This window comes from Paraburkholderia sp. D1E, assembly GCF_052682275.1.
Window position 1 is genome coordinate 3,740,516 of the sequence record NZ_JBQYMB010000001.1, and the last position, 24,412, is coordinate 3,764,927.

The following is a 24,412-nucleotide window of genomic DNA, read 5'->3' on the forward strand; positions in this document are numbered from 1 at the left end:
GAGCTCATTAAGACGCAGGACGAGGCTGTGAGTCGTGTCTGATGCGGCGACATCGGTAGCATCGCGACGCCAGTTAATCACGTGCTCTAGACGTTTCGTCAACTATTCCGGAAATCAGCAGGTCTAGCTCCGTCACTTGAACCGTCCAACCGCGTTGAGAATTTTGCCACGTCGACTTCTCCTATTTGATAAGCGCTAATGTTTGACCAAACGTGGCTACGAATTTTGAAACGCATCATTCAAATCTCGTCTCATCGGCACATGTCGAGATGTCTCATTCTATGTTTCCTCTCGCCCTGTATCGACCGTTTTAATCTCGCCGACCCCATACGAACGTTATTGTCATACATATCGCCGGCCGAAAGTCCGGTATCTATATTTGTTTATTTCGGAGTTTGCTATGGATTACAGAGCGCCTCTCAAGGACATGATGTTCGTCCTCACCGAGCTTGCTGGTATCGATAAGATTGCGACATTGCCGGGCTTTGACGATGCCAATGTCGACACAATTCAAGCAATCCTTGAAGAATCTGGACGGTTCTGCGGCGAAGTCGTCGCCCCGTTAAATGTTGACGGAGATCAAAATCCAAGTGCATGGAAGGATGGAAATGTGGCGGCCACGCCCGGTTTCGGCGACGCTTTCAGACAATTTTCTAAAAGCGGTTGGCAAGGAATTCAGCATCCAGACGCATACGGTGGACAAGGTCTCCCAAAGCTGATCGCCACGCCATGCATCGAAATGTTGCATGCAGCAAATATCTCATTCGCACTTTGCCCCATGTTGACCGATGCCGCGATTGAAGCTCTCCTGATCGCAGGCAGCGAATCGCAGAAAAATACCTTTGTCCCAAAACTCATATCAGGAGATTGGACCGGGACTATGAATCTGACGGAGCCTCAGGCGGGATCGGACCTCGCCGCGATACGGACCCGTGCAATTCAGCAATCCGACGGCTCGTTCAGAATCTTCGGGACGAAGATTTTTATCACATGGGGCGAGCACGATATGGCGGACAACATCGTGCACCTCGTCCTGGCACGTACACCCGATTCGCCTGAAGGAGTCAGAGGAATTTCCCTTTTCCTCGTTCCCAAATTTTGTGTCAAGGAGGACGGCTCGCTAGGCGACCGCAACGACGTGCACTGCACATCCATTGAACATAAACTAGGCATCAAAGCGAGCCCAACAGCCGTGCTTCAGTTTGGTGACCACGGGGGTGCTATCGGTCACCTGGTAGGTGAGCAGAATCGTGGCCTCGAATACATGTTCATCATGATGAACGCGGCGCGTTTCGCGGTTGGGATTCAAGGTGTCGCCATATCCGACCGGGCATATCAACATGCAGTTTCTTATGCTCGCGACCGTATCCAGAGCGGCCCAGTCGACGGCTCGACAAAGCAGGCGGTGCCCATCATTGACCACCCCGACGTTCGCCGGATGCTCGCAACGATGCGCGCGTTGACCGAGGCCTCCCGTGCTCTAGCTTACGTGGCCGCGTCCCATTGCGATATAGCTCATCGCGATTCAGATGACAACGTCCGCGCCGAACACAAGGCGATCTTTGAATATATGGTTCCGATCGTCAAGGGCTGGAGTACTGAACTCTCTCTGGAAGTAACCAGTCTCGGAGTACAGGTACACGGAGGTATGGGTTTCATAGAAGAGACTGGCGCCGCCCAGTACTATCGTGACGCGCGTATCCTCCCGATTTACGAAGGAACCACCGCGATCCAAGCCAACGACCTCGTAGGTCGCAAAACGGTTCGCGATGGCGGAGCGATCGCAAAGCGACTGCTTAACGAAATTAACGACACTTTGAAATTGCTAGAGGAGCATAGCGACGCAGCCTTCCTTTCAATGCGTCGTCAACTTGCGCTCGGGCACGCTTCGCTCGCGTCAGCTGTTGACTTCATTTTGGCGACAATGAAAACGGATCCGAATGCTGTATTCGTCGGTAGCGTTCCATACCTGAAACTTGCCGGCATCGTGCTTGGTGGCTGGCAAATGGCCCGCGCCCTCATCGCATCCAAGAAAAAATTGAACGATGACCCTTCGTTCTACAATACAAAAATTGCGACTGCGCAGTTTTATGCTGAGCACCTGCTTCCATACGCTTCGGCGCTCGAAGGAACGATCATCTCTGCTAGCGGATCAGAAGGAATTCTTGCACTCGACGCAGCTGCATTCTAACTTATCCTCTCGGACAACGGAGTCGATCCCTGGCACTCTCACGCTGGGGATACCACTGACCGGTAACTGTCAGATTGAATCGTCTATCATCCACCGGTAGTTTCTTGTTGCTGATGACGCCAGCCGGGCGCGTGCGATTCAAGTGAAGGTAGCATTGAACGAAAAAACACGGCGAAGTGCCAAGCGTGCTATAGCTTGACACATTCAGCGCCGACACCTCGTCTTCGGCATTCCGTTCACGCTTGAGCCATTTGTTCAGCGCCGTTTTGTCGTGCTTTTCAGTCTCATGAACCTGAAGGATGTTTTTTTTCAGATCGATGCCAATGATTATAATCGAGCCTCCTTTCGCATGCCAAACGTTTGCGCCAGAACGCCTGCTTTGCATCGCATGTCTGATGATTCTCGTGTGCTAAAGATTTGCGTTTTGCATGTCGTTATCCAGTCAAATAAGTCAGGACCATCGCACATACCCGCGCCTCATGAAGACGCGGGATGAGCGAGGCAATAGCTCTACGGGGGATTGAATTTTGAATCAACAACGATCGCCATGGTCGCGCGCAGCGGCTCCGGGCGAAGTCATCTATTCCGAAGGCTTCGCGGGCGACGCCGTCATCTACGTAATCGCAGACGGCAAAGTCGAAATCTCCACCCAATGCGACGAAAAGAAGGTCATTCTCGCCACGCTCGGCAAGGGCGAGTTTTTTGGCGAAGCCTCGTTGTTGCCAGCCGAGCCACGAGCGCACACCGCGAAAGCCATCAGCTTCTGTCAATTGACCGTCATCGCGGCAAGCGTGGTGGAAGAGGAGCTCGAACGCGTATCGCCGCTGCTGCGCCATATCGTGCGCACCATGATTCGACGTGTGAGAAAGAAGGACGATGTCCTCGCTACCAACACGCACGCTGATTTTCTGCCAGGGGTTCTTTCCTACGCGCATGTTCTGTCGCTGATGGCGGGTATTGAGAGCGCGGACCGGGTGGATGGGCGCGCGCGCCGCGGCCAGGGGGAGGAGTGCTCGGTGCCGTTGCCCGAAGTCATCAAGAAGTGTCATGCAATTGCCGGTCATTCCCGTCCGCATGTGATGGCGATGCTCAAGCGCATGGAAAAACTCAACCTCGTTACGCTCGAACCAGGCCGCTCCGATCGCGTGAGCACCCTGTCGGCGCGCTATTCGGCGCAGGACGGCGCAGCCGGTCGGCAGCTCGTGACTTTCGATCCCGTGCGGATCACGGAACGGGCCCAGCAGGTGGCGGACCACGATCTCGACGTGTCGATCAACAGCGAACTGGAACTGATCGAACTGGCCGACCTGGAAGCCCTGATCGGTGTCGAGAAGAACCTGATTCTCAACAAGCTCGCGCATGCGGAAATCGCCGAAGACATCTTCGCGTTCCGCAAGACCAAGGTACTGAACTACGTCGAGGAAAAGGGCGTCACGTATTTTTCCCGGCGTACGCCCCGTGGCGCAAGCGAGCTGAAGTCGCTGGCCGATCTGGAGTTTGTCGACCAGCGAACCCTATTCGAAGCCATCAGCGCTTTCGACACCTATGATCTCGCGAAACTGCTTTCTGCTGTCACAGGCGAGCCGATTTGCGATCGCCTGTTCTCGGTGATGACCGAGGCGCGCAAGAAGGAGGTGTCGTGGGTCATGCGCCGTGAAATCAAGATCGATCCGCTCGAGATTGCCGAGATCGAGGAGCGCTTCATCGAGACCGTGCGCGCGATCAAATCTCCGGCTGCCGCTGCAGCGCCGCTTTCCAATGTGGATGCCTGAGGCCTGATGGTCGGACCACGGACGCTTTCAGGTCCGGTCCGATCACTGGCGCAGCCGTGCGAGAGGATGTATGGATCTGTTGACGCTATTTGGCGCCCTGTTCGGCGTGACGGCTATCGTGGCCGGATTTTCGCTCGAGGGTGGTCACTTCACCTCGCTGTTTCAGCTGGAGGCGTTCGTCATCGTATTGGGCGGCACCTTCGGCGCGGTGATGATCCAGAACACGTGGGCGAGGTTTTATGACGGCATGAAGCAATTGCGGCTCGCGTTTGTGAAAGCGCGGCAGGTCGACCGGCAAAGCTTGTCGGTCCTGCTCGAGTGGGGTGATCAGGCGAAGCTGAACGGCATGCTCGGATTCGAGTCGATCGAGGCGGGCGGCATTAACGCGTTTGCCAAACGAGGCCTGGAGCTTCTGGCCAACGGGGTGTCGACGGCCGTGCTCGAAGACGCCCTGCAACGGGAACTGGATGCCTATGAGCGCAATCACATGGCGGCGGCGCGGATATGGCAGCAGGCCGGTGGCTACGCGCCTACGTTCGGCATTCTGGGGGCGGTGCTTGGCCTGATTCAGGTCACGGGCCATATGCTTGAGCCAGCGCAACTCGGACAAGGCATTGCCGTCGCCTTTGTGGCGACGCTGTACGGTCTTGCGCTGGCGAATCTGGTTTTTCTGCCGCTGTACGGAAAGATCAGGGCGCAGGTGGATAGCGAATTGCGCTTCAGACGTTTGTACCTCGATGGCTTGCTCGCGATTTCGCGCAAGGAGTCGCCCCATACGATCGAAACCCGGCTCGCGGGCGACGTCCGGGAACGATCGGCGGAGTTGCTGGGGTAACCAGGGGTCGCCCTGGGATTGCCCTGGGATTGCCTTGGGATAACTCGGGATAGCCGGCCTCGATCGGTTGGCGCTAGCGCGCGACGCGCCCATTCAAACGCAATTCGGAAGCACACGTTTCGAGCATGACAATCTCCTCGGGTAACAAACGCCTTGCGGCGGACAAAGCCGGTTATAGGCACGACGACGACGACGGCGATGGCGAGGCGCAGTCCGGGCGTTGGTTGATTTCCTACGCGGACCTCATCACCACGTTGATGGTGCTGTTCCTCGCGCTTTACGCGCTGCAGCTGGCGAAAAACCGGGAGCTCGAAGTCAGGATGCTGGAGCGCCGCGAGGTGAAAACGGCGACGGCTGCCGGCACCGCCCACGCGCCGGTGGCAGCAGTGCCGGGCGCACCGGAAGCCGCGAGACGGCAGCTTCTTGCCTTGCTGGCGCCGCTTCAGGACAACCGGCAGATCACGATTTCGAATGCCTCACAGGGCGTGGAAATCGCCATCAACGCGAAAATTCTCTTCAACTCGGGCGACGCGCGCTTGTTGCCGGAGTCGTTCGGCGTCCTGAATCAGATCGCAGGGGTGCTGCGCGACCGTTCAAAGAACAACATCCTCGTCGAAGGGCACACGGATAATGTGCCGATATCGACAGCGAAATACGAATCCAACTGGGAGCTGTCGTCGGCACGCGCCGGCGCCGTGGTTCGATTCTTTGCCGACAAGGGCATTGAGCCTCACAGAATGGCCGCCATCGGCAGGGCGGACAACTTCCCCCTGATCATCGGCGACGCTGCCGCAGCGCGCGCTGCGAATCGCCGTGTCACCATTCTTGTGGATTATTGAGGCACATGCGGTGGCTGCAATGCGTCCCCCGCATGCAATCGCTGACGCATTCTTTGCGACAGCGCCCTCTCCCACGAAAACTCTCGAATCTTGCACAAGCACCCACCGGACAACTAGCGCCTCAAAGCCCATCGAGCAATTCCCCGTCCGGCCCTGACAATTGATATATTCGGAGCGCTGCGGGTCGGACGCTAGCGCTGCCCTTCATGATACGGCCGCAGCTTCAACTGAAAGCTTAGCTCCTGCACCACGCACACGAACGTGCGCAAGATCGCGTGCGAAATCTCCCGTGGGGTTTGCGACACTTTCAACCTCGAGCGCCACATTGCGCGCGAGCAGTCATAGTCGCGGACAGGAGCGCAATCCCCGTCACTCCACGTTCCGGAACACCTCACGAAGGTCGGCGGCGCCCTGCGATGGCCGATCAAGCATCTTTCGCTCGACGCTCTGCAGGTGATGAGACATCAAGCTGACTGCTACTTCTGTGTTCCCGGCCTCAATTGCTTCGAGAATGACTTCGTGCTCCTCATAGGAACACGAACTCCGCCCGAACGATTCGTACAGCGCCGAAATCAGCGTCGAGCGAGCGACCAACTCATCGAGACAATTGCAAAGTACGGAGTTACCAGTGAGTCGACCGAGCTCCGTATGAAACTCACCAGAAAGCCGTACCCACAACGGAAAGTTGCGTCCTTCGAAGGCCTTTTGTTCGCGTCCAATCTTTTCCCGTATTGCACCAAGTCGTCGCGCACGAAGCGATGAGATTCTCTCGACGACTGCAAGCTCGATGATCCGTCGCATTTCAAATACCTCGTGTACATCTTGCAACGACGGGCTAGCAACAAATGCCCCGCGGTTCGGCTCGAGATCGACAAGGCGATCGGCCGCCAGCAGTGCGAGTGCCTGCCGGACAGTACCTCGCTTGGTTCCAAAAACCTCACACAATTGCCCTTCTCCTAATTTCGCTCCCGGCGCCAGCCGGTGTTCGATGATAGCGGCCCGGATGTGGCCGGCAATTGTCTCGGGCTTCGGGCCACGTGAGGTGACAGCTTCTTTTATGGACATGACTTCGTGTGTTAGGGAGCCGAACTAGATCAACTAGAGTCTGGCAGGGTTGCTTCAATATTGTTGACAATATTTTGCATCGACTACAACCAATTGAATGGATTTCTAAGGAATCCGATGACATTGTAGGTGCATTGATGCTTGCACACTTTCGGAGCATGCGGTCGGCCGCCTTACGGCAACCTATCAACGGTCTCACCTTCGACGAGATGCTCTCCCAACTCTCCGGTTAGCCCATATTTTCCGGCATATCCATGCCAACAAGCAATGCAATCATCAAATGCCGACGAAACAACAGGCGAGTACTCGCCGGGTCCTTTCCATCTCTTGGACCATCACTATCGATCCGTCACATGATCGATCTCGGGTCGCCAACAATATTTTATAAATCGTTGACAATGTTTATGTCGTCGCTAGCATGCAGGTTCCATGTGCATACGCACGTAAGCACCGGGGCGGCTATATCAGATACTCGCCAAGTCAATCGTTCGCCGAGTCGGTGCGTGAGGCGAATTATTTAGGAGCCTTCATCTTGAAGAACCATATGAACATACCCCTGCTGTCGGCTTTGACCGCCTCGGTAATCGGCATGAGTGCGTCCTCGTCCTTTGCACAATCAGTGACGCTCTACGGACAGATAGATACAGGGTTCGCTTACGCGACACATGTTGGCGATGGTCATCAATCTGTGCTCAAAGCACAAGACAGCATCCTCGGCGTGTCTAGCTTTGGCTTCAAAGGAAGTGAAGACCTCGGCGACGGAGTGAAGACAATCTTCAATCTTCAGTTCGGGTTCAATCCGTCAAATGGCAAGATGGACAATCCGAATGACCAGGGCTTCGATCGCAACGCTTATGTTGGACTCGAGACCCGGGTCGGAACTGTGACCTTCGGACATCAATGGGGTCTAAACGACGACTGGCTGGTGGGCAGCGTCTTCGGCGGCGGATATAACTCCGGAGCGGCCTTCAAATTTCACGAGTTTGACGCTATCAGCGAGTACTACAACAACGCGGTCAAGTACGTCACACCAGTTATGTATGGCCTGCAAGGCGCGGCGTTTTACTCGTTTGGGGGCACGCCCGGCGACTTCACCCGCGGCTCGGTGTTCAATGTTGGTGCGCGCTACTCTTCCGGTCCGATCTATATTGGAGGCACCTACGACCAGGAGAGTTCCGGTTCCGCAAGCGGTGCCAAGTACAAGCTGCTGACGCTCGGCGCACGCTACGACTTCGAAATCGTGCGTGCCCGCTTCGGATATTCCCATGCCGATGTGACAGGTTCAGGATCGTTTCAGTCAATTGCTGGACAGCCTGCTCAACGTGCGAGTCTCTATGAGGCGGGTATCGACATTCCGTTCACCCCAGCGTTCACAGTGTCGGGCGACTATCTTTATAAAAATAATTCCTCCTTCTCCAATCACACGACGGAGTACAGACTGCTGGCGTCTTATGCGCTTTCGAAACGGACGACGTTGATTGGCAACCTTGCCTACTTGAAGAACTTCGGTGGCGCAACGGAGGCTATGTACAACATGGACAACGTCCCAGCGGGCACTTACGGAGCGTTGCCCAATGGCAGCCAGTTCGCAGTAACAGCTGGTATTCGGCATTCGTTCTGAGTCCACACGCATGAACGGGATGCCCGCTGCGTCACATTACTTGCAGCGGGCTGATGAAATTTTTCTGCGTCATCGTCGGGAGCGCGACATCAGCAAGCGAACCATTCAGAGCCTTAATTCATGGCGCCTGACCCGCGCAACGCTATTCCGTAATTCGCGGATCCTGTGTTCGCTGGTCGCAAACCTCCAAGCATGAAGCACCGACACCAGTTGGTGCATTTCTCCAATGCGCGAGATGACGGCTGCTAATTTCGTTTAACCGGTGCTTTATCCACAAGAGATCAGAATGACCAAACTATACAAACACAAAGAGCTGTCCAAACAAAGCGAAATCGTGACACCAGACCAACCCGTCCTGATCAACTCCAGTGTTGACGAAGGAAATGGGAAAAGTCTATCGCGCCGTACGTTTATCAAGGGGGCCGTCGCCGCTGCCGGTATTGTCGGATTCCCGTATGTGCATGCGCAAGGAAAGATTGCTCTCCGCTACCTTGGCACCGCTGTGAACCAGAGCGCTGACATTGCGAGGAAATTCAAGGAAGACACTGGCATCGAAATCCAGTATGTGCCAGTGACCACCGATGACGTCGCCAAGCGCATCATCACGCAGCCGAACTCGTTTGATATAGTCGATACCGAGTATTTCTCGCTTAGGAAGCTTATCCCAGCCGGCACGCTCGCAGGAATGGACGCGAAGCGCATCAAGCTCTCCGACAAGATTACGCCGGTGCTGACGCGCGGCGAGATCAACGGCAAGAAGATCGGAGATCAGGGCACCGCGCCGAAGAAAGTGATGTTTCTGACCGGTCCACGCTCCACCGAATTCTCTGCGACACCGACAGAATGGATGACGCTGATTCCCACCACATACAACGCCGATACGCTCGGCATCCGTCCGGACCTCATCAATCGTCCGATTGACAGCTGGGCGGAACTGCTCAATCCGCAGTTCAAGGGCAAGGCGGCGCTACTAAACATTCCCGCGATCGGCATCATGGATTCGGCGATGGCGATCGAAGCGATGGGTCACGTGAAATACGGTGACAAAGGCAATATGACGAAAGCTGAGATCGACCAGACCATCAAGATCCTGATCGAAGCCAAGCGCGCCGGCCAGTTCCGTGCCTTCTGGAAGGACTTCAACGAAAGCGTGAATCTGATGGCTTCCGGTGAAGTGGTGATCCAGTCGATGTGGTCGCCGGCGGTGACGAAGGTGCGCACGATGGGCATCGCCTGCAAATTCCAGCCGCTCAAGGAGGGCTATCGCTCCTGGGCCTCTGGGTTCGGCTTTCCGCGCTCGCTGCAGGGCAGGAAGCTCGATGCCGCGTATGAGTTCGTCAACTGGTTCCAAGACGGCTGGGCTGGTGCCTACCTGATGCGCCAGGGCTATTACTCGGGTGTGCTCGAGACGGCGAAGACTCACATGCAGCCTTACGAATGGGACTACTGGATCGAAGGCAAAGCTGCTGCGCAGGACATCAAGGCACCTGATGGCCAGTTGCTCGAAAAGGCCGGCACGGTGCGCGACGGCGGCTCGTACAACCAGCGCATGGGTGCGATCGCCTGCTGGAATGCGGTGATGGACGAGAACATCTACATGGTTCAGAAGTGGAACGAGTTCATCGCTGCATAGGCACCACATGTCAGCGAAGCTGGGGACGCGCCGCTGGCGCGGTCCCACTTCCGTATGTCCACTGGCCAAGCGACGTTCGCAGCCTTGACCTGCGTCACTCACCTCTTTACTTCAGCCAATATCCGCGCTTGATCAGCAATTACAAGTAGATCCTACCGTATCCAAAGCATGCGCTGTTAGCGTAAAGTCAGCTAGTGACCCAGTACTCGCCCACGATACTTCCTAATGAAGTCTGGTCCAAATGGGAAACTACGTCCCGCGAACACACCATCATCGCTCGTGAGCAAGGTGATTGACGAATCAGCGAATCCCGGATGTGTGTAAATCACACAATAGCCCATCGTGGCGCGCGTCAGTTTCAAGCGCCTGACTATCTCTATTTAATTCGCCATCGTCCGCAGACAGGACAATGCGTGCATGTAACCAACGCAGCCGCTTGTCGAGCGCGACCGCACCGTCGAAGCAAGTTGCGACTATTCCGGTTCGCTCAGCGCCAACTCGACCTTCTGTCGTCCACGTCACCCCTTCCGTCTTTTCTTTGATATCCGCAAACGAGATGTGGGCCCGCATAAGCAGTTGCCCCCGCTTCAGCGCCCGAACGGATCGTGCGATCGAAATGCCGCACGCAACGCCGCGTCCCCGTCCCTTCCCGCTCAGCTCCATGTCAACTGGGACACTTCTCGCACCAGGGACACCGCACTAAAACTGCAAACGTCGGCGATCGCCACGAAAGTGGCCCATCCGAAGAATCCGCGACCAAGCATTTGTGAATTTGCTACATAAGCATATGAAACTCTAGCCCATTGCTACGGTGAATGAGGGTGCTTAGACTCACGGCAAGCCGTATCGGACCGACTGAGGCCAAAGCGGAGACGCAAGATCTCAAAGAAAGCCTTGCTGATCCGGACGACGGTGCTCATACTCAATAACGCACTCGTCGTTTTCTTTCTTTCAGACTCGAGTCTGAACTGGCTGCGAGCTACAAATCGACAAGGTTCAGGAGAAACAATATGCAGATGCAGAATTTGGCGGGCAAGGTTGCCGTTATCACAGGGGCATCCAGCGGTATCGGCGAAGCAGCAGCCCGACTTCTAGCAGCCGAAGGCGTACACGTCATACTCGCCGGGCGCCGCAGGGAGCGCATCGATACACTGACAAGCGAAATTGGCGCCCTTGCAACAGCTGCCTACGTGGATGTACGGGAAGCCGACCAAGTGACCGAACTGTTCGACATTGCACGCAAACAGCATGGCGGTCTCGACCTGCTATTCAACAACGCCGGTCTAGGCATTCATGGAGCCTTTGTCGACAGCAAGCCGAGCGAGTGGCGCGAGCAAATCGACGTCAATCTGTTTGGTTTGCTCAATTGTTCACGAGCGGCCATCCCACTGATGAAAGGTCGCGACGGCGCAATGATCTCATCAGTGTCGAGCGTTGGCGGACGGTATGGCGTGCCAGGCTGGTCGGTGTATAGCGCAACCAAGTTTGCCGTCATCGGCTTTCACGACGCATTGCGCAAGGAACTTGGCGGGGAAGGCATCCGTGTTTCGGTGATCGAGCCAGGCGCCGTGTGGACTGAATTTGGTCACAACATCGACCAACAGGCACGCCGCAGTGAATTGAACGCGCTGACACCGGAAGATGTCGCACGGGCACTTGTCTACGCTTTCGCGCAACCCTCGCGCGTACTCGTCGAAGAGATACTGATTCGCCCTGTCAAGCAGGTCGTGCCGTAAAACCATTTCCTTGCGCCCATTCAGAAGGAGAAGCTCGGATTGCCAACAGGACTGCCCGAACAAACGGGTAGCTGACATGAGACAGGAGGGTCAATATCGAATGTATCTGGTCGATTATGGAGTACTCCACCGGTCTTGCTGACGTCTTACCCGAGTGTGGGGAAGGTATCTTTCCGGCAACTTGTCTTTGCACGTCTCATATTGGCGCAAGCAATCCATTCCGACAATTGAATTAATGTTATATATTTTCGCATTGGATAAATGAGCGAACTGCCTCCGAATAGGTGCGGAGATCGACTCTCTTATCCAACCGAAACGGCTAGGCTCCAGATGTTTGGCCAACAGATATTGCCTGCTTCCAAGCGAGTAAAGGTACCTGACGGGTCACCAAGTCACACGATTCAATATATCGAGCGCAAACCGTCGTTGTTGCGTACAATCGGCATCGCGGGTATGCCCGTGACTATCGACTGGTCCGTCATTAGGACGCTGCGGCAATCGAATGACTCATATAAAAGCGCCGCAACAGATCCCGCGCGAAGACGCTCGACGCGTCAATATGTTCGGCAATGTCGGTGGGCGAATCGCATGTAAGCGCGGACGCGTTTTATTTTTTCGCCAGATCCTCCGCGGCCCGAAACAGCCATCATGAGTCGGTCAATCATCAAACCCTGTATCAACAGAAGGACACTCTGTCGATGGCGTCGAAACCATTGAACCGGCATTTCCAAGCGGCCGTGCCGAATGAGGCATGAAGCGATATAGCCTTCATTGCGATCAACGAAAGCTGACTGCACCTCGCAGGCCTGAAGGACTTGTCCAGCGGCGAACCAACCAACTACGCCATAAGCGTGCGTATGACGAGGCATCACGGTAGGTGCGCATTGTTTCGCGCGGTGACCTGACAGTATCCGACGGTCATTCTTATCTGCCACCTGCGTACCAGTTCTACCATTTCGTCGAGAATCGCAGCAGCGGCCAGCAGTTGGGCCCCCCAAGGTGGGCAATTCAGCAATACCGACAGGCCCGGCGAGTTTGGTGAGAACAGAAGTTCATGTCTCCCTGGGGCGCGTCATACCCGGGCGCGATCCATCTCCTCTATCGCATACGCGTAACGAGTACAACGCTCGAAATCAGACTAATCTGTAGTCAATGCGGGCTCTTCCCCCGCATTGGAAAGGCGAGCGGACAGCTCACGTGCGGCTTGGGTTATAGTCATAAACCCCACGGTCGGTTTTCCGACCGAGGAATCCCGCGCCAACCATTTCGCGCAACAGTGGGCTCGCACGGTATTTCGGATCGCCGAAATCCGCATGGAAGACATCCATCACGGCCAGACATACATCCAGCCCGATCACGTCAGCAAGGGCGAGAGGGCCCATAGGATGATTGGCACCCAGTTTCATGCCTGCATCGATCTCTTCGGCCGCCGCCACACCCTCGGCGAGAAGGCAAAACGCCTCGTTGATCATCGGCACGAGCAAGCGATTCACCACGAAACCCGGAGAGCTACTGACGACAATCGCCGTTTTACCCAGCGCGACCGTCAGTTCACGCACGACCTCAACCGCTTGCGTGCCGGTTTGCAAACCGCGCACGATTTCCACCAACGGAAGCAAGGGCACTGGATTAAAGAAATGCATGCCGACCAAGCGTGCTGGATTCGAATTTGCCGCTGCCAACCGTGTGATCGATATCGACGACGTGTTCGACGCCATCACAACGTCGTCGCGGACAGCCTCGCCGATTTGTCGCAGGATACGCAATTTCGCATCAATATTCTCGGTTGCCGCTTCGATCACAAAGTCGACGGCTCGCAATCTCGCGTAGTCTGTCGACGTGGTGATGCGAGTCAACGCATCCTCTTTTGCAACGGCAGTCAGCTTGTCTTTATTGACGAGCCGGTCGAGATTGCCACCGATACTCCCGACTGCATTTTTCAGTGTTGCATCGCTTAGATCCACCAGAACTACGCTAAAACCCGCACAGGCAAAGATCTGGGCGATACCCTGCCCCATCGTTCCCGCGCCAACCACGCCTACCGATTTAATATTCACTTGTGCTCCTTCACCGGACTTTGCCGCATCGGACCAATCGTTCTCAATTCACACTCACATCCGCTCGAACACAGCGGCAATGCACAGTGCACCACCAAAGCACATCGCGACTAGCACATAGCGTCCGCCTACGCGAAGCAACTCATCGACCGCCTTGACGATAATCTGTGCATCTGCCGCGCCAATCGGATGGCCGACTGAAATGCCGGAATCATTGGCGTTTCTTCTTCCGCCTCCCTCCGGCTTCGACACGCAAGAGCACCTCGCGTACAATTTATGCGGCCAAATCCGCCGGCGCGATGTCTTTCAGGCGCCCGTCACAAACTGCCGATCGCAGTCCGCACACCGTCGACCGCAATTTCGCGTTTCATGGTTGTCTAACGGCGTCAATCCGATCCGATCATTCCTGCGTTAAAGAAAACGAGGGTTAAAGGGCTGCAGTCAGTTCGGGGATTGCGCCGAAAAGGTCAATTTCGAGACCATAATCAGCGACGCTGAAAATCGGCGCTTCCGGATCCTTGTTGATCGCCACGATAACCTTCGAGTCCTTCATGCCGGCCAGATGCTGGATCGCACCCGAGATGCCGACCGCCACATACAGTTGCGGCGCGACGATCTTGCCGGTCTGGCCGACCTGATAGTCGTTCGGTACGAAGCCCGCATCGACGGCCGCGCGCGATGCGCCCAGCGCTGCGTTCAGCTTGTCCGCCAGCGGCTCCAGAACCTTGGTGTAGTTCTCGCCATTGCCAAGACCGCGGCCACCCGAGACAATGATCTTCGCCGAGGTCAACTCCGGACGGTCCAGCTTCGTCACTTCACGGCTCACGAACTGCGACAGGCCCGTGTCAGCTGCCGCTTCGATCTTCTCGACCGTTGCGCTGCCGCCTTCTGCTGCGACCGGGTCAAAGCCGGTCGTGCGGACCGTGATGACTTTGATCGGGTCTTGAGATTGAACCGTGGCGATCGCGTTGCCCGCGTAGATCGGGCGCTCAAACGTGTCTGCGCTGTCCACGGCGGTGATGTCGCTGATCTGCGCGACGTCGAGCTTCGCGGCGATGCGCGGCGCGATGTTCTTGCCGTAGGCGGTCGCCGGCGTGAGGATGTGCGTATAGTCCTTCGCGATGTTCATCACGGTTGCCTGGACGTTTTCCGCGAGACCCGCTTCGAGTTGCGCGGCGTCAGCCAGCAGCACCTTCGAAACACCTGCAATCTTCGCTGCCGCATCCGCCGCAGCCTTTGCGTTGTGACCTGCGACCAGCACGTGAATATCACCGCCAATCTTCTGCGCGGCTGCAATCGTGTTCAGCGTCGCAGCCTTGATCGACGCGTTATCGTGTTCAGCAATTACCAGATTCGTCATTTCGTCCGTCTCCTCACAGCACCTTGGCTTCGGTCTTCAGCTTCTCGACCAGCGTCTTCACATCCGGCACCTTCACACCGGCGGAGCGCTTCGGCGGCTCAACGACTTTCAGCGTCTTCAGGCGCGGCGTCACATCAACGCCGAGGTCTTCCGGCTTGACGACTTCCAGCGGCTTCTTCTTCGCCTTCATGATGTTCGGCAGCGTCACATAGCGCGGCTCGTTCAGGCGCAGATCGGTCGTGATCACAGCCGGCAGGCTCAGCGACAGCGTTTCCGCACCGCCGTCGACTTCGCGCGAAACCGTAGCCTTGCCGTCCGCCACGACAACCTTCGACGCGAAGGTAGCTTGCGGCAGATTCGCCAGCGCAGCAAGCATCTGACCGGTCTGGTTCGAATCGTCGTCGATGGCCTGCTTGCCGAGGATGACGAGCCCAGGCTGTTCCCTGTCGACCAGCGCCTTGAGCAGCTTGGCGACCGCCAGCGGCTGCAGTTCTTCACCCGACTCGATCAGGATCGCGCGGTCCGCGCCGATTGCCAGCGCCGTGCGCAGCGTTTCCTGCGCTTGCGTTACACCGGCCGACACGGCGATCACTTCAGTCGCCACGCCCGCTTCGCGCAGACGCACCGCTTCTTCAACCGCGATTTCGTCGAACGGATTCATCGACATCTTCACGTTCGCGATGTCGACGCCCGTGCCGTCCGATTTCACTCGAACTTTCACGTTGTAGTCGACCACTCTCTTGACTGGCACCAGGATTTTCATTGTTGCTCCTCTCACTTTGCAAATCGCACATCACAGCGGACAACACAAGCTCGGCCCGAGCGTAACGCCGGATACTGTCTGGCCCATTACCCAATGATGCCGATTTCATGACAAAATCTGCCAGCTTCGAACATTGCTACACCACGGTTCAATCTATGCAGGGTTCCATCCGCTAGTCATGACATCACCTCAGGCAACCGTCCCGATATCCCTCGTCAATGGATTTCTTGCAGCCGTTAACGTAGAAAAAATGTCCATTGACCGATTCGTGGCTCGCGCGGGCATCTCTCAATCGTTACTCGGCAAACGCGGTGCCCGCGTCACCCAAGTGCAGTTCGCTACGCTTTACCGCATGCTGGCTGTCGAACTGGACGATGAAATGGCCGGGATTTTTTCCCGCCCACTGCGCAACGGCTTCCTCAAATATCTGTGTTTGAGCTTACTTGATGCGTCAAGTCTCGAAGTTGCAATGCATCGTTTCGAGCAGTTCTTCCATCTGATCCTCGACGATGTGGAAATCGAGTCGTCAGTGAACGCCGGCCGCGCGCGCATCGCCGTCGTCAAACCGCACGGCGGCCCTGAGGTGAGCGTGCTTGGTATGGAGTTGACGCTCAAGCTGGCGCACGGCGTCGCATCGTGGCTGGTGGCACAGAAGATTCCGTTGCTGCAGGTGGAATTCGATTTCACCCGGCCGGCGCATGCGAGCGACTACCTCTATTTGTTCCCCGGTCCCGTTCAGTTCAACTGCGAGCAAACCTCGATGCAATTCGAGGCGAGCTACTTCGCATTGCCGATCCGTCAGCGCAAATCCGGCTTGCGGACGTTTCTTGCGCGTGCACCTGAGGACTGGATTTTTACGTCATTCAGCGATCAGGTTGCAAGCCACCGGGTGCGTCAATATCTCGAGTCGAAGCTACCCGAGATCGCGACCGTCGACGTGGTCGCGCATGCACTGCTCTACTCCGCGCGAACGCTGGCTCGCCGTCTCCGCGCCGAGGGCACGACCTTCCAAGCGGTCAAAGACGAACTGCGCCGTGATATTGCAATTCAAAGACTGACCACGACTGACGACGCGCTGGCATCAATCGCCTTCGACATCGGCTTCGACGACCCCACCGCGTTTCATCGCGCCTTCCGGCACTGGACAGGCAGCACGCCCAGCGCCTACCGGGACGTAAGCCGAAATTGAAGTAGTTCAACTGTTCCACGGACGTCTGCCGTCCGCAGACAGGTCAAAACATTCTCAGTCAGCACCTGCTCATATCGCGCAGTGTGCGCAGATCGACCCGCGATCGACGAAGCTATTCCACCTATCGGAGGGGCGTCTGAATCAATCGGCAAGCATCTTCATCGTTTCCGCGATAAAGTCATTGACCAGCCCGTGTTCATCGCGACTCGAAGTCCCGCAGAGTCGCCGTCTGCCAGCGGTTTTTGCGTATGAGCCTCGACTTATATCCGTCACTTTGTACCGTAAATCTGGTCATCTTGCGGCGATAGTCAAATATCGTCATGGGGTGCGAGATTGATCAGAAATAAAAAACCTCTTCGCGGCCTGTGTCGCCTAGCGTCGACGACCAGCATCCATCGATGCAGTCGATATCTCCTTCGCGAAGCGCATCACGCAAACGTCAGGGGGAGCCAGAGATTGATCAGTCCGCTCGAAACGCATGAAAACTGATCGTGCGGCCGTAACCTGAATCCATTGCCAGGTGCACCGCAAACATGCCCATCATCTCCGCATAAAGCGCCGCCGCAAGTTTGCCCCCACTGATCGGCTCGAACCCCAGTTCAGTCGCCAAGCCCGACACTACGTCCTTCGCATCATTTTCGTCCAAGCATACGAAAACGCTAGTCTTGCCAGACCTCCCCGGCTCGCGAATGACGTTAGACCAGATCGATGAAAAAGCGCTAACAAGTGTTGCATCGGGGAGTAGCGCCGGCATGCGTGCCGCAGCGCTGAGTAAGCCGTCGTATCCGACACTGCCGGATACCGATACCGCCGCCACGATGCCCCGATAGTTATTCAAGGTTGCGATCGCCTGCTCAATTGCCGCAGCCGGCGCGACAACAAAGACAATATTGCTCGCAAGAAGATCCTCCGTTGTTGCTTCCCCGACTCCGAGCTCATCGATCAACCTGCGCGCCGACGCGCTACCGGCCTGCGAACCGCGCACTCTCAGCGAATGGCGCGTCTTTCGGCTGATGGCGGTAGCGATGGCTCCCCCCATGTCGCCAGTCCCCAGTATGGATATCTTCAGTTTTTGCGTTTTCTCCCGAAGGCCATCTCAGCTACACTCCCTCAATAGCGAAAATCTTTAGCTTATTAAACACACCTCATTGCTGAAATCGCATATGGGTCAACCGGCCAACATTTCCATCATTTGCGCGTTGAAGCCGTTGACCAGATTTCGTTCTTCCGGTCCAGGATTGCCGCGGAACAGTTTTGCTCGTTCAACCAGAATCTCATCCGCCTCAGTTCCGAGGACAGCGATCGCTTTGTCAATGAAGGCATCAAGCGGCATCGCCTGCTCGGCCTCGCGGCTATTCATGAGATCCGTGCGCACCCAGGGTGGCGCGATCTCTAGTACCTGAATCTTCGTGTTCCGCAGCATGAAGCTTTGCGAGAGGATGTACGAATGCAGCGCGGCTTTGGTTGAAGAGTATACGGCTGTCGCGGCCAGTGGCACGAAGGCCAGCGCCGAGGTGGTATAGGCGACCACGGCGTCGTTCCGGGTTTTGAGATGATCGAGCAGCGCCGATGTCATGCGGATCGGCCCCATGAGGTTGGTCGTAATGGTGGACACCATCAGCGCATCGTCAATGTGGCCGCCCGCCTGGTCAGGCTGCATGATCCCGGCGTTGTTGATCAGCACGTTGAAATCGGGATAGTCCGCGATCAGTTTCGCCGTTACCTTCTCGATGCTGGCCGGGTCGGCAATGTCAAGCTCGATTGCCGACATGCCGGGATTCGCCGCCACCACCTCGTCGAGATGGCCGCGCCGGCGGCCGCTGATGATGACCTTGTTGCCGCGCTTGTGGAGCGCCTCGGCAAGCCCGCGGCCAATGCCTGAACCGCCGCCAGTGATGAAGATCGTGTTTCCGGTGAGTTTCATGATCGTCTTCCTGATGAAGTTGAAGTTGCGGAAAGTGAGGTTGGCGCGGTCAGGCAGGGAACCGGTCGCCAAACATCGGCAAGCCGCTTGCGGATTCGGGCCGGGTTACTTCGTCCTGGAGCACGTCCCAGTGCTCGACGAGCTTGCCGTCTTCGAAGCGGACAATTTCCACGGCAATCCATGCGGCGGGGCGTTCATTGCCGGGAAAACGGCCATGTGCAATGACATAGTCGTGCTCGGCCATGATCAACTGGTTCTCATAGCGCAAGGTGTCGGGAAGGGTGCGGATCAAGGCAAACAGGCCTTCGCGCCCCGACGCGATATGCGCGCTGCGCTGAATGTAGCGATCGGACCAGAAATGTTCGGCAGCCGCGTAGTCGCGCTTGTTGAACCGGGTGTCGAAGTCCTCAAGGACGAGGACTTTGTTCCGCTCAGGTGTGGAACTGTTCATTCTAGTCGGGTGAGGATTCGGTGAGTCAAATCATCTCGACGGGTCAACGAGACGCTGCTTAGAAGTTGGCAACGTGAATATCGGGATAGTCGGAATAACCTTGCGGACCCGACGAATAAACGGTGGGCCAGTCGATTTCGGCGAGCGGCAGGCCTTTCGCCAACCGCTCGACCAGATCGGGATTGGCGATATAAGGCCGCCCAAACGCCACCATGTCGGCGAACCCTTGTTCAAGCAGGCGGTTGCCGCGTTCGGCGTCCATCCCGACGTTCGCTATCAGAGTGCCGCTGAATATGGGACGAAAATGGCGGAACATACCGTCGCCCATCAAGGATTCAATAGGCGTGCCGGTGAAGTCCGTCGTGTTGCCCATCAACAGCAGATGCGACAGGTTGTACCCATTTAATTCTCGTATTGCGTACTCCGCCATCGGCAGCGTCTCTTCGTTCGCGGCGAACGGGCCACCTTCGTGCATCGGGCTGATTTTCACGCCGACCTTTGATGGTTCGACCTCGTCGAGCACGGCCTCAACGACCTCGAACAGAATTCGCGCTCGATTTTCCAAGTTGCCGCCGTATAGGTCGGTGCGACGATTGGTCGAACGATTGAGGAACTGCGCGAGCAAATAGAGATAATTGGCGAGGATTTGAACACCGTCGAAGCCCGCCTCGATTGCATTGCGAGCCGCGCGTGCATAGTCCGCGACAGTCTGGCGAATTTCGTCCCGGGTCATTGGGCGCGGTGTGACGGTTGACTTACGTCCACCCGGCGTCACAGATTCCTGAAGCGGATTGATGTCTGACGCCGACAACGGTTGCGCGCCGTTGCGCAGATCTGGATGCGAGATCGCTCCCGTATGCCACAGTTGCGCGATGATGCGCCCGCCCTTCGCATGCACAGCGTTCGTGACACGGCGCCAGCCACGTACCTGCTCCGGACTCCAAAGCCCCGGAGTATCGGCCCAGCCGAAACCTTCGGGACTGATTGCGGTCGCTTCCGCAACTATCAATCCGGCAGAGGCACGTTGCGCGTAGTACTCCACCTGGAGATCGGACGGTACGTGATCGTTCGATCCTGCTCTCATGCGGGTTAATGGTGCCATCACGATTCGGTTGGGCAGATCGAGGCCGCCCATACGAATGGGTGTAAAAATTGATTGGGTGGACATGTTTCGGACCTTGAGTTAATTAGTTAAAGCGTCACGACAATCTTGCCGACATGCTCGCCCGCTTCGATAAACCGATGTGCAGAGACGATGTCGTCAAAGGCAAACGTGCGGGCAATCGTGGGACGTAGCGTGCCGTCGGCAATGCCCTCGTCAACAAAGCGTTTAAGCGCCGTCAGCTGCGTGTCATCGCGCGTGCGGGTCGGGAGGGCAAGCCCGCGAATAGTCAAATCACGCGCCAGGATCTCGAATGGCGGCACAACCGTGTGATCGGTCGCCAGAGCGCCATAGAGAATCAGCATGCCGCCGTTGGCGGTCGCCCGCGCGAGGTGAGCAAAGCCAGGGCCGCCCACTGGGTCGAAGACAAGATCGGCACCCCGATCCTTGGTCAGCCGCTTGACTTCAGCAACCACGTCCTGCTCATCGGCGGATATGGCGGCTACGGCGCCATGGCTTAGCAAGGCATTAACTTTCGCCCGCGACCGGGTCAGCGCGACAGGACGCGCGCCGACACGATTGGCGATTTGAATAGCGGCAAGGCCTACGCTGCTCGACGCAGCCGAGATCAGCACAGTCTGCCCGGCCGTAAGGTTACCAATCGCCATGAGTCCGGCCCACGCGGTTCCATAGGCCGACCACGTCGCAGCCGCCTCGACGAAACTAATGCCATCGCGGACCGCAACCAGTGAACGTGAGGGTGCTACCGACACTTCGCCGTAGAGCGCGTATTCCGCGGCACCGTACGCGGGCACCAACGCCACGCGATCACCCACAGCGAAGTTGAAGACATCAGGCCCAAGTGCTTCAATCACGCCCGCCGCTTCGAAGCCGAGACCGCTCGGCAGCATCGGCCTGACCGGACTTCGACCGGAGCGCAACGTCAGCTCAGTCCGATTCAGACCAATGGCATGAATGCGCAGGCGCACTTCGCCTACCCCAGGTTGAGCCATCGGCACGTCTTCGATGTGTAACACATCGGGATTGCCAAACTCGTGGATGCGCACAGAACGGACCATCGTTTCTTCCTTCACTTCTAATTGCGTTGTGAAGTAGAAGATAACGTTGGTCCCACGCGAGCGGTAGCTACCCGATTCTGCTATCTCTTATGTATGAGGCGCATAAACGACTAGGCACTGACATCTGGAGCCGCGGTACCAAAGAAACCTGCGACCCAGCCACCCGGTCAGACAGAAAAGCGCTCGTCGCGCTTGAAACCCGCGGTGAGATACTCAACGACTGCGCGGCCTGCGGCCCGCGTTGCACGTCCCATGGGAAGGTAGGCGTAAACCGGGATGTCAGCAGTCGTCCAGTCCACCAGCAGCCTGACGAGTGATCCATCGCCCAGTTCACGGCGACACGCCCACTCGCTCGTCGAGGTAATGCCGAGGCCCGCTGTTGCCGCCGCCACGGAACCTTCGTTTTCGTCGGTAAAAAAGTGCGGTTCGAGATCGATGACAATCTCGTCGACCCCGCGCTTAAATTTCCATGCAGCGGAGACCACCGATGCCGGGCCACCGACGATCCGATGCTGCTTTAGTTCTTGCGGGGTAGCTGGCGCGCCGTTGCGTTCGATGTAGGCGCGGGATGCAACGATTACGCGCGGTATTTTGGCAATCATCGACGCTGTTGCACTTGAGTCGAAGAGTCGCCCGAGCCGGATAGCCACGTCCACCGCTTCCTTTACTAGATCCTGTGGGCGATCGCTCAGCAAAATCTGCACTCGAAGCTCCGGGTGCAGGTCAACGAATGTAGCCAGGCGCGGGATGACTTCACGGATCGCCACGCTACTCGGCATGCTCATCCTAAGCGTGCCGCGCAGCTCGTTGCCTTCACGTACGCTGTGTTCGGCCTCATCGAGCGAGATGAGAATCGGGTCGAGCCGGGAGAGAAACTCGGCGCCAGCGTCCGTCATCACGACCGCACGAGTCGTGCGCGTGAGCAAACGGGCCCCCAAATCGCTTTCGAGATCGGCGATGATCCGGGAAACCTGAGGTTGCGAAAGCCCGCACTCGCGCGCCGCAGCAGAGAAGCTGCCAAGCCGCGCAACACGCGTGTACAGCTTCAATGAGAGAATGTCCTTCACGGGGCCAACCTATTGTCAGAGCGAACGAACCTGAGCAAGGCTATCGGATTGATGCAAATTCCGCAACGCGCGCGCAAGACTCAGCAAACGCATCTCCGAGAATCTCCGTCTGCGTTTTTTAGATTAGCGCGCGATGGCTCCAACCATTCAGAACAGGATTTGCCATCGCGGGCGTGATCACTGTCGCGACTGCGAACCTATCTTGCGACGAGTACCCTCAGCAACGATAAGTGCAGAAATCTCTAGTAGAAACGCCCATGAGGCGTCGCCAAGTCACGCGCATCCCCACCAACGCCTATCTGCGGCGCAACCGCTCACACATCGCTCGGATCAGTGAAATAGTGAATTCAGTTCAAGACGCTTGAAAGAATCAATACGGTCGTCCGTTTTTTTTCGACCGTTACTTGTTTTTGAGAGGTCGGTAGTCGGTCAATTTTAAGAGCATCTCAATAAATAGCCTGAATTTCCGCTTGTCCCGTCTGTACGCACATCCATGAGCTCAAAAATAACTTGATTTTTAAGACGGACGGCCATATTGTTCGTCAACAATGAAAACAGGCGTTTCCGACGATCAAGGCGACCGACGACCATATTTTTGAGAGCTGTCAATGGTGAAATCTACCGATGTGCCATCTGCATTAGGCCCAACGATTGTCGCGAAACAACCCTCTGGTTCACTCTGCTGGCTTGCACTGGGCACATTTTCTGTCGGCACAGAGGGCTTTATGATCGCCGCGCTGCTGCCAACAATTGCTGCCGATTTATCTGTCAAGGTCGCGACCGCTGGACACCTGGTCACAATCTTTGCGCTTGCTTATGCCGTTAGTTCGCCCATTCTTACTGCGGCACTAGGCGGTGTCGACCGTCGACGCCTGCTGATCTTTTCGCTGGCCGCGTTTGCTGTTGCTAATCTCGTAGCGGCGCGCGTGCACAGCTTCTGGACACTCGTCGGCGCACGTATCCTGCTGGCGCTCGCCGCCGGCCTCTATGTACCTGGCGCAAGCGCGCTCGCGAGTGCGCTTGTCACGCCGGAGCGCAGAGGACGGGCGCTCGCGATCGTCAATGGCAGAATCACTATAGCCATCGCACTCGGTGTACCAATCGGCGCATTGGTCGGCGAACGATTCGGCTGGCGGATGACCTTCGTGGCCGTCGCCGCCCTCTCCGCGCTGGCAACGATTGCATTGAAACTCCGACTGCCCGTACATATTGGAGCCTGGCTGCACACGGCCACGCTTCGCGAGCGGCTCGTCGTGGTACGGCAGCCCGTCGTGGCGTGGTTGCCTCCGTGGCAATTTCAGCGCCGAACTGCCGAGCCAAAGTTTGCTGATCCGCGAGCATCTGTCGACCGCCTATGCGTCCTGGATGTCGGTGATCGAGAAAGCTGTCAGCGACGGACAGGCCGATGGGTCGATCACGCGCGGCTCTCCCGCACGCCAACTTGCAACAGCGCTACTCGACGCACGGGAAGGGGCGGCCTTGCGGGCGAAGGTGGAACGCAATCACGACGCGTTGAGCGCGCTCATGTCGGTCATCTTGCGCCGAACGTTGGCGTAGTCCGTTTCCCACTCATTGCCGCCAGGTTTACTGCGATCGGGCCGGCGGCTAGCCGGCTGGGGGTCGAGCATGGCTAGCCGGCTGGGGTCAGCCTGGATGTCCCAGATAGCTTCGATGCACATAGTTCCGTCATCCTCAATGACCTCGTCGTTGATCGGGCATATCTCGTTA

19 protein-coding genes and 1 pseudogene are annotated in these 24,412 nt (G+C 56.9%); 9 read left to right on the forward strand and 11 right to left on the reverse strand.

The genetic code is table 11. From position 1 onward, the window contains the following. The first annotated feature begins 400 nt into the window (after window positions 1-400). From ACUN0E_RS16850 to ACUN0E_RS16865, 4 genes are all read left to right on the forward strand, one after another. Window positions 401-2,191, forward strand: coding sequence for an acyl-CoA dehydrogenase (locus ACUN0E_RS16850; RefSeq protein ID WP_445567314.1), 1,791 nt, complete (start codon window positions 401-403; stop codon window positions 2,189-2,191). 527 nt (window positions 2,192-2,718) lie between these two features. Then, on the forward strand, window positions 2,719-3,963 hold the full coding sequence (locus ACUN0E_RS16855; protein WP_256456680.1) for a Crp/Fnr family transcriptional regulator: 1,245 nt from the start codon (window positions 2,719-2,721) through the stop codon (window positions 3,961-3,963). Between the two features lie 70 nt (window positions 3,964-4,033). Next, window positions 4,034-4,798 (forward strand): flagellar motor protein, encoded by a 765-nt coding sequence (locus ACUN0E_RS16860; protein ID WP_445567315.1) that lies wholly within the window; start codon window positions 4,034-4,036, stop codon window positions 4,796-4,798. A gap of 125 nt (window positions 4,799-4,923) precedes the next feature. Further along, the gene (locus ACUN0E_RS16865) at window positions 4,924-5,637 is read left to right on the forward strand and encodes an OmpA family protein (RefSeq protein ID WP_445567316.1); all 714 of its coding nucleotides are present in this window, start codon (window positions 4,924-4,926) and stop codon (window positions 5,635-5,637) included. Between the two features lie 369 nt (window positions 5,638-6,006). Here the strand turns inward: ACUN0E_RS16865 and ACUN0E_RS16870 are convergent, their stop codons facing one another. Then, window positions 6,007-6,702, reverse strand: coding sequence for a GntR family transcriptional regulator (locus ACUN0E_RS16870; protein WP_445567317.1), 696 nt, complete (start codon window positions 6,700-6,702; stop codon window positions 6,007-6,009). A gap of 532 nt (window positions 6,703-7,234) precedes the next feature. Here ACUN0E_RS16870 and ACUN0E_RS16875 point away from each other — a divergent pair. The 3 genes from ACUN0E_RS16875 (at window position 7,235) to ACUN0E_RS16885 (ending at window position 11,692) form a co-directional block, all read left to right on the forward strand. Beyond that, window positions 7,235-8,323 (forward strand): porin, encoded by a 1,089-nt coding sequence (locus ACUN0E_RS16875; protein ID WP_445567318.1) that lies wholly within the window; start codon window positions 7,235-7,237, stop codon window positions 8,321-8,323. A gap of 286 nt (window positions 8,324-8,609) precedes the next feature. Beyond that, window positions 8,610-9,956, forward strand: a complete 1,347-nt coding sequence (locus ACUN0E_RS16880) for an ABC transporter substrate-binding protein (protein WP_445567319.1) — start codon at window positions 8,610-8,612, stop codon at window positions 9,954-9,956. 1,010 nt (window positions 9,957-10,966) lie between these two features. Beyond that, the gene (locus ACUN0E_RS16885) at window positions 10,967-11,692 is read left to right on the forward strand and encodes an SDR family oxidoreductase (RefSeq protein ID WP_445567320.1); all 726 of its coding nucleotides are present in this window, start codon (window positions 10,967-10,969) and stop codon (window positions 11,690-11,692) included. A 1,193-nt stretch (window positions 11,693-12,885) separates the two neighbouring features. Here ACUN0E_RS16885 and ACUN0E_RS16890 read toward each other — a convergent pair. The 4 genes and pseudogenes from ACUN0E_RS16890 to ACUN0E_RS16905 form a co-directional block, all read right to left on the reverse strand. Beyond that, a complete protein-coding gene (locus ACUN0E_RS16890) occupies window positions 12,886-13,749 on the reverse strand; it encodes a 3-hydroxybutyryl-CoA dehydrogenase (RefSeq protein WP_445567321.1) in 864 nt (287 codons plus the stop codon). A gap of 54 nt (window positions 13,750-13,803) precedes the next feature. Next, window positions 13,804-13,971, reverse strand: a pseudogene (locus ACUN0E_RS16895) (acetyl-CoA C-acyltransferase); the annotation flags it as partial. A gap of 205 nt (window positions 13,972-14,176) precedes the next feature. Continuing rightward, window positions 14,177-15,109 (reverse strand): electron transfer flavoprotein subunit alpha/FixB family protein, encoded by a 933-nt coding sequence (locus tag ACUN0E_RS16900; RefSeq protein ID WP_445567322.1) that lies wholly within the window; start codon window positions 15,107-15,109, stop codon window positions 14,177-14,179. A gap of 13 nt (window positions 15,110-15,122) precedes the next feature. Continuing rightward, window positions 15,123-15,872, reverse strand: a complete 750-nt coding sequence (locus ACUN0E_RS16905; protein WP_097390076.1) for an electron transfer flavoprotein subunit beta/FixA family protein — start codon at window positions 15,870-15,872, stop codon at window positions 15,123-15,125. A 178-nt stretch (window positions 15,873-16,050) separates the two neighbouring features. Here ACUN0E_RS16905 and ACUN0E_RS16910 point away from each other — a divergent pair, with 178 nt between their 5' ends. Further along, on the forward strand, window positions 16,051-17,061 hold the full coding sequence (locus ACUN0E_RS16910) for an AraC family transcriptional regulator (RefSeq protein ID WP_445570455.1): 1,011 nt from the start codon (window positions 16,051-16,053) through the stop codon (window positions 17,059-17,061). Between the two features lie 460 nt (window positions 17,062-17,521). On the opposite strand, the gene ACUN0E_RS16915 is transcribed toward ACUN0E_RS16910, so the two are convergent. The 6 genes from ACUN0E_RS16915 to ACUN0E_RS16940 form a co-directional block, all read right to left on the reverse strand. Beyond that, on the reverse strand, window positions 17,522-18,130 hold the full coding sequence (locus ACUN0E_RS16915; RefSeq protein WP_445570456.1) for an NADPH-dependent F420 reductase: 609 nt from the start codon (window positions 18,128-18,130) through the stop codon (window positions 17,522-17,524). A gap of 99 nt (window positions 18,131-18,229) precedes the next feature. Further along, window positions 18,230-18,985, reverse strand: a complete 756-nt coding sequence (locus ACUN0E_RS16920) for an SDR family oxidoreductase (RefSeq protein WP_445567323.1) — start codon at window positions 18,983-18,985, stop codon at window positions 18,230-18,232. Between the two features lie 49 nt (window positions 18,986-19,034). Continuing rightward, a complete protein-coding gene (locus ACUN0E_RS16925) occupies window positions 19,035-19,436 on the reverse strand; it encodes a nuclear transport factor 2 family protein (RefSeq protein WP_445567324.1) in 402 nt (133 codons plus the stop codon). Window positions 19,437-19,494: 58 nt separating this feature from the next. After that, complete coding sequence (locus ACUN0E_RS16930) at window positions 19,495-20,604, reverse strand: alkene reductase (RefSeq protein WP_445567325.1); 1,110 nt, start codon at window positions 20,602-20,604, stop codon at window positions 19,495-19,497. A gap of 23 nt (window positions 20,605-20,627) precedes the next feature. Then, a complete protein-coding gene (locus tag ACUN0E_RS16935; protein WP_445567326.1) occupies window positions 20,628-21,617 on the reverse strand; it encodes a zinc-dependent alcohol dehydrogenase family protein in 990 nt (329 codons plus the stop codon). Window positions 21,618-21,784: 167 nt separating this feature from the next. Beyond that, window positions 21,785-22,684 (reverse strand): LysR substrate-binding domain-containing protein, encoded by a 900-nt coding sequence (locus tag ACUN0E_RS16940; RefSeq protein ID WP_445567327.1) that lies wholly within the window; start codon window positions 22,682-22,684, stop codon window positions 21,785-21,787. Between the two features lie 608 nt (window positions 22,685-23,292). On the opposite strand from ACUN0E_RS16940, the gene ACUN0E_RS16945 reads away from it, so the two are divergent. Continuing rightward, on the forward strand, window positions 23,293-24,318 hold the full coding sequence (locus ACUN0E_RS16945) for an MFS transporter (RefSeq protein ID WP_445567328.1): 1,026 nt from the start codon (window positions 23,293-23,295) through the stop codon (window positions 24,316-24,318). Window positions 24,319-24,412: the final 94 nt, after the last annotated feature.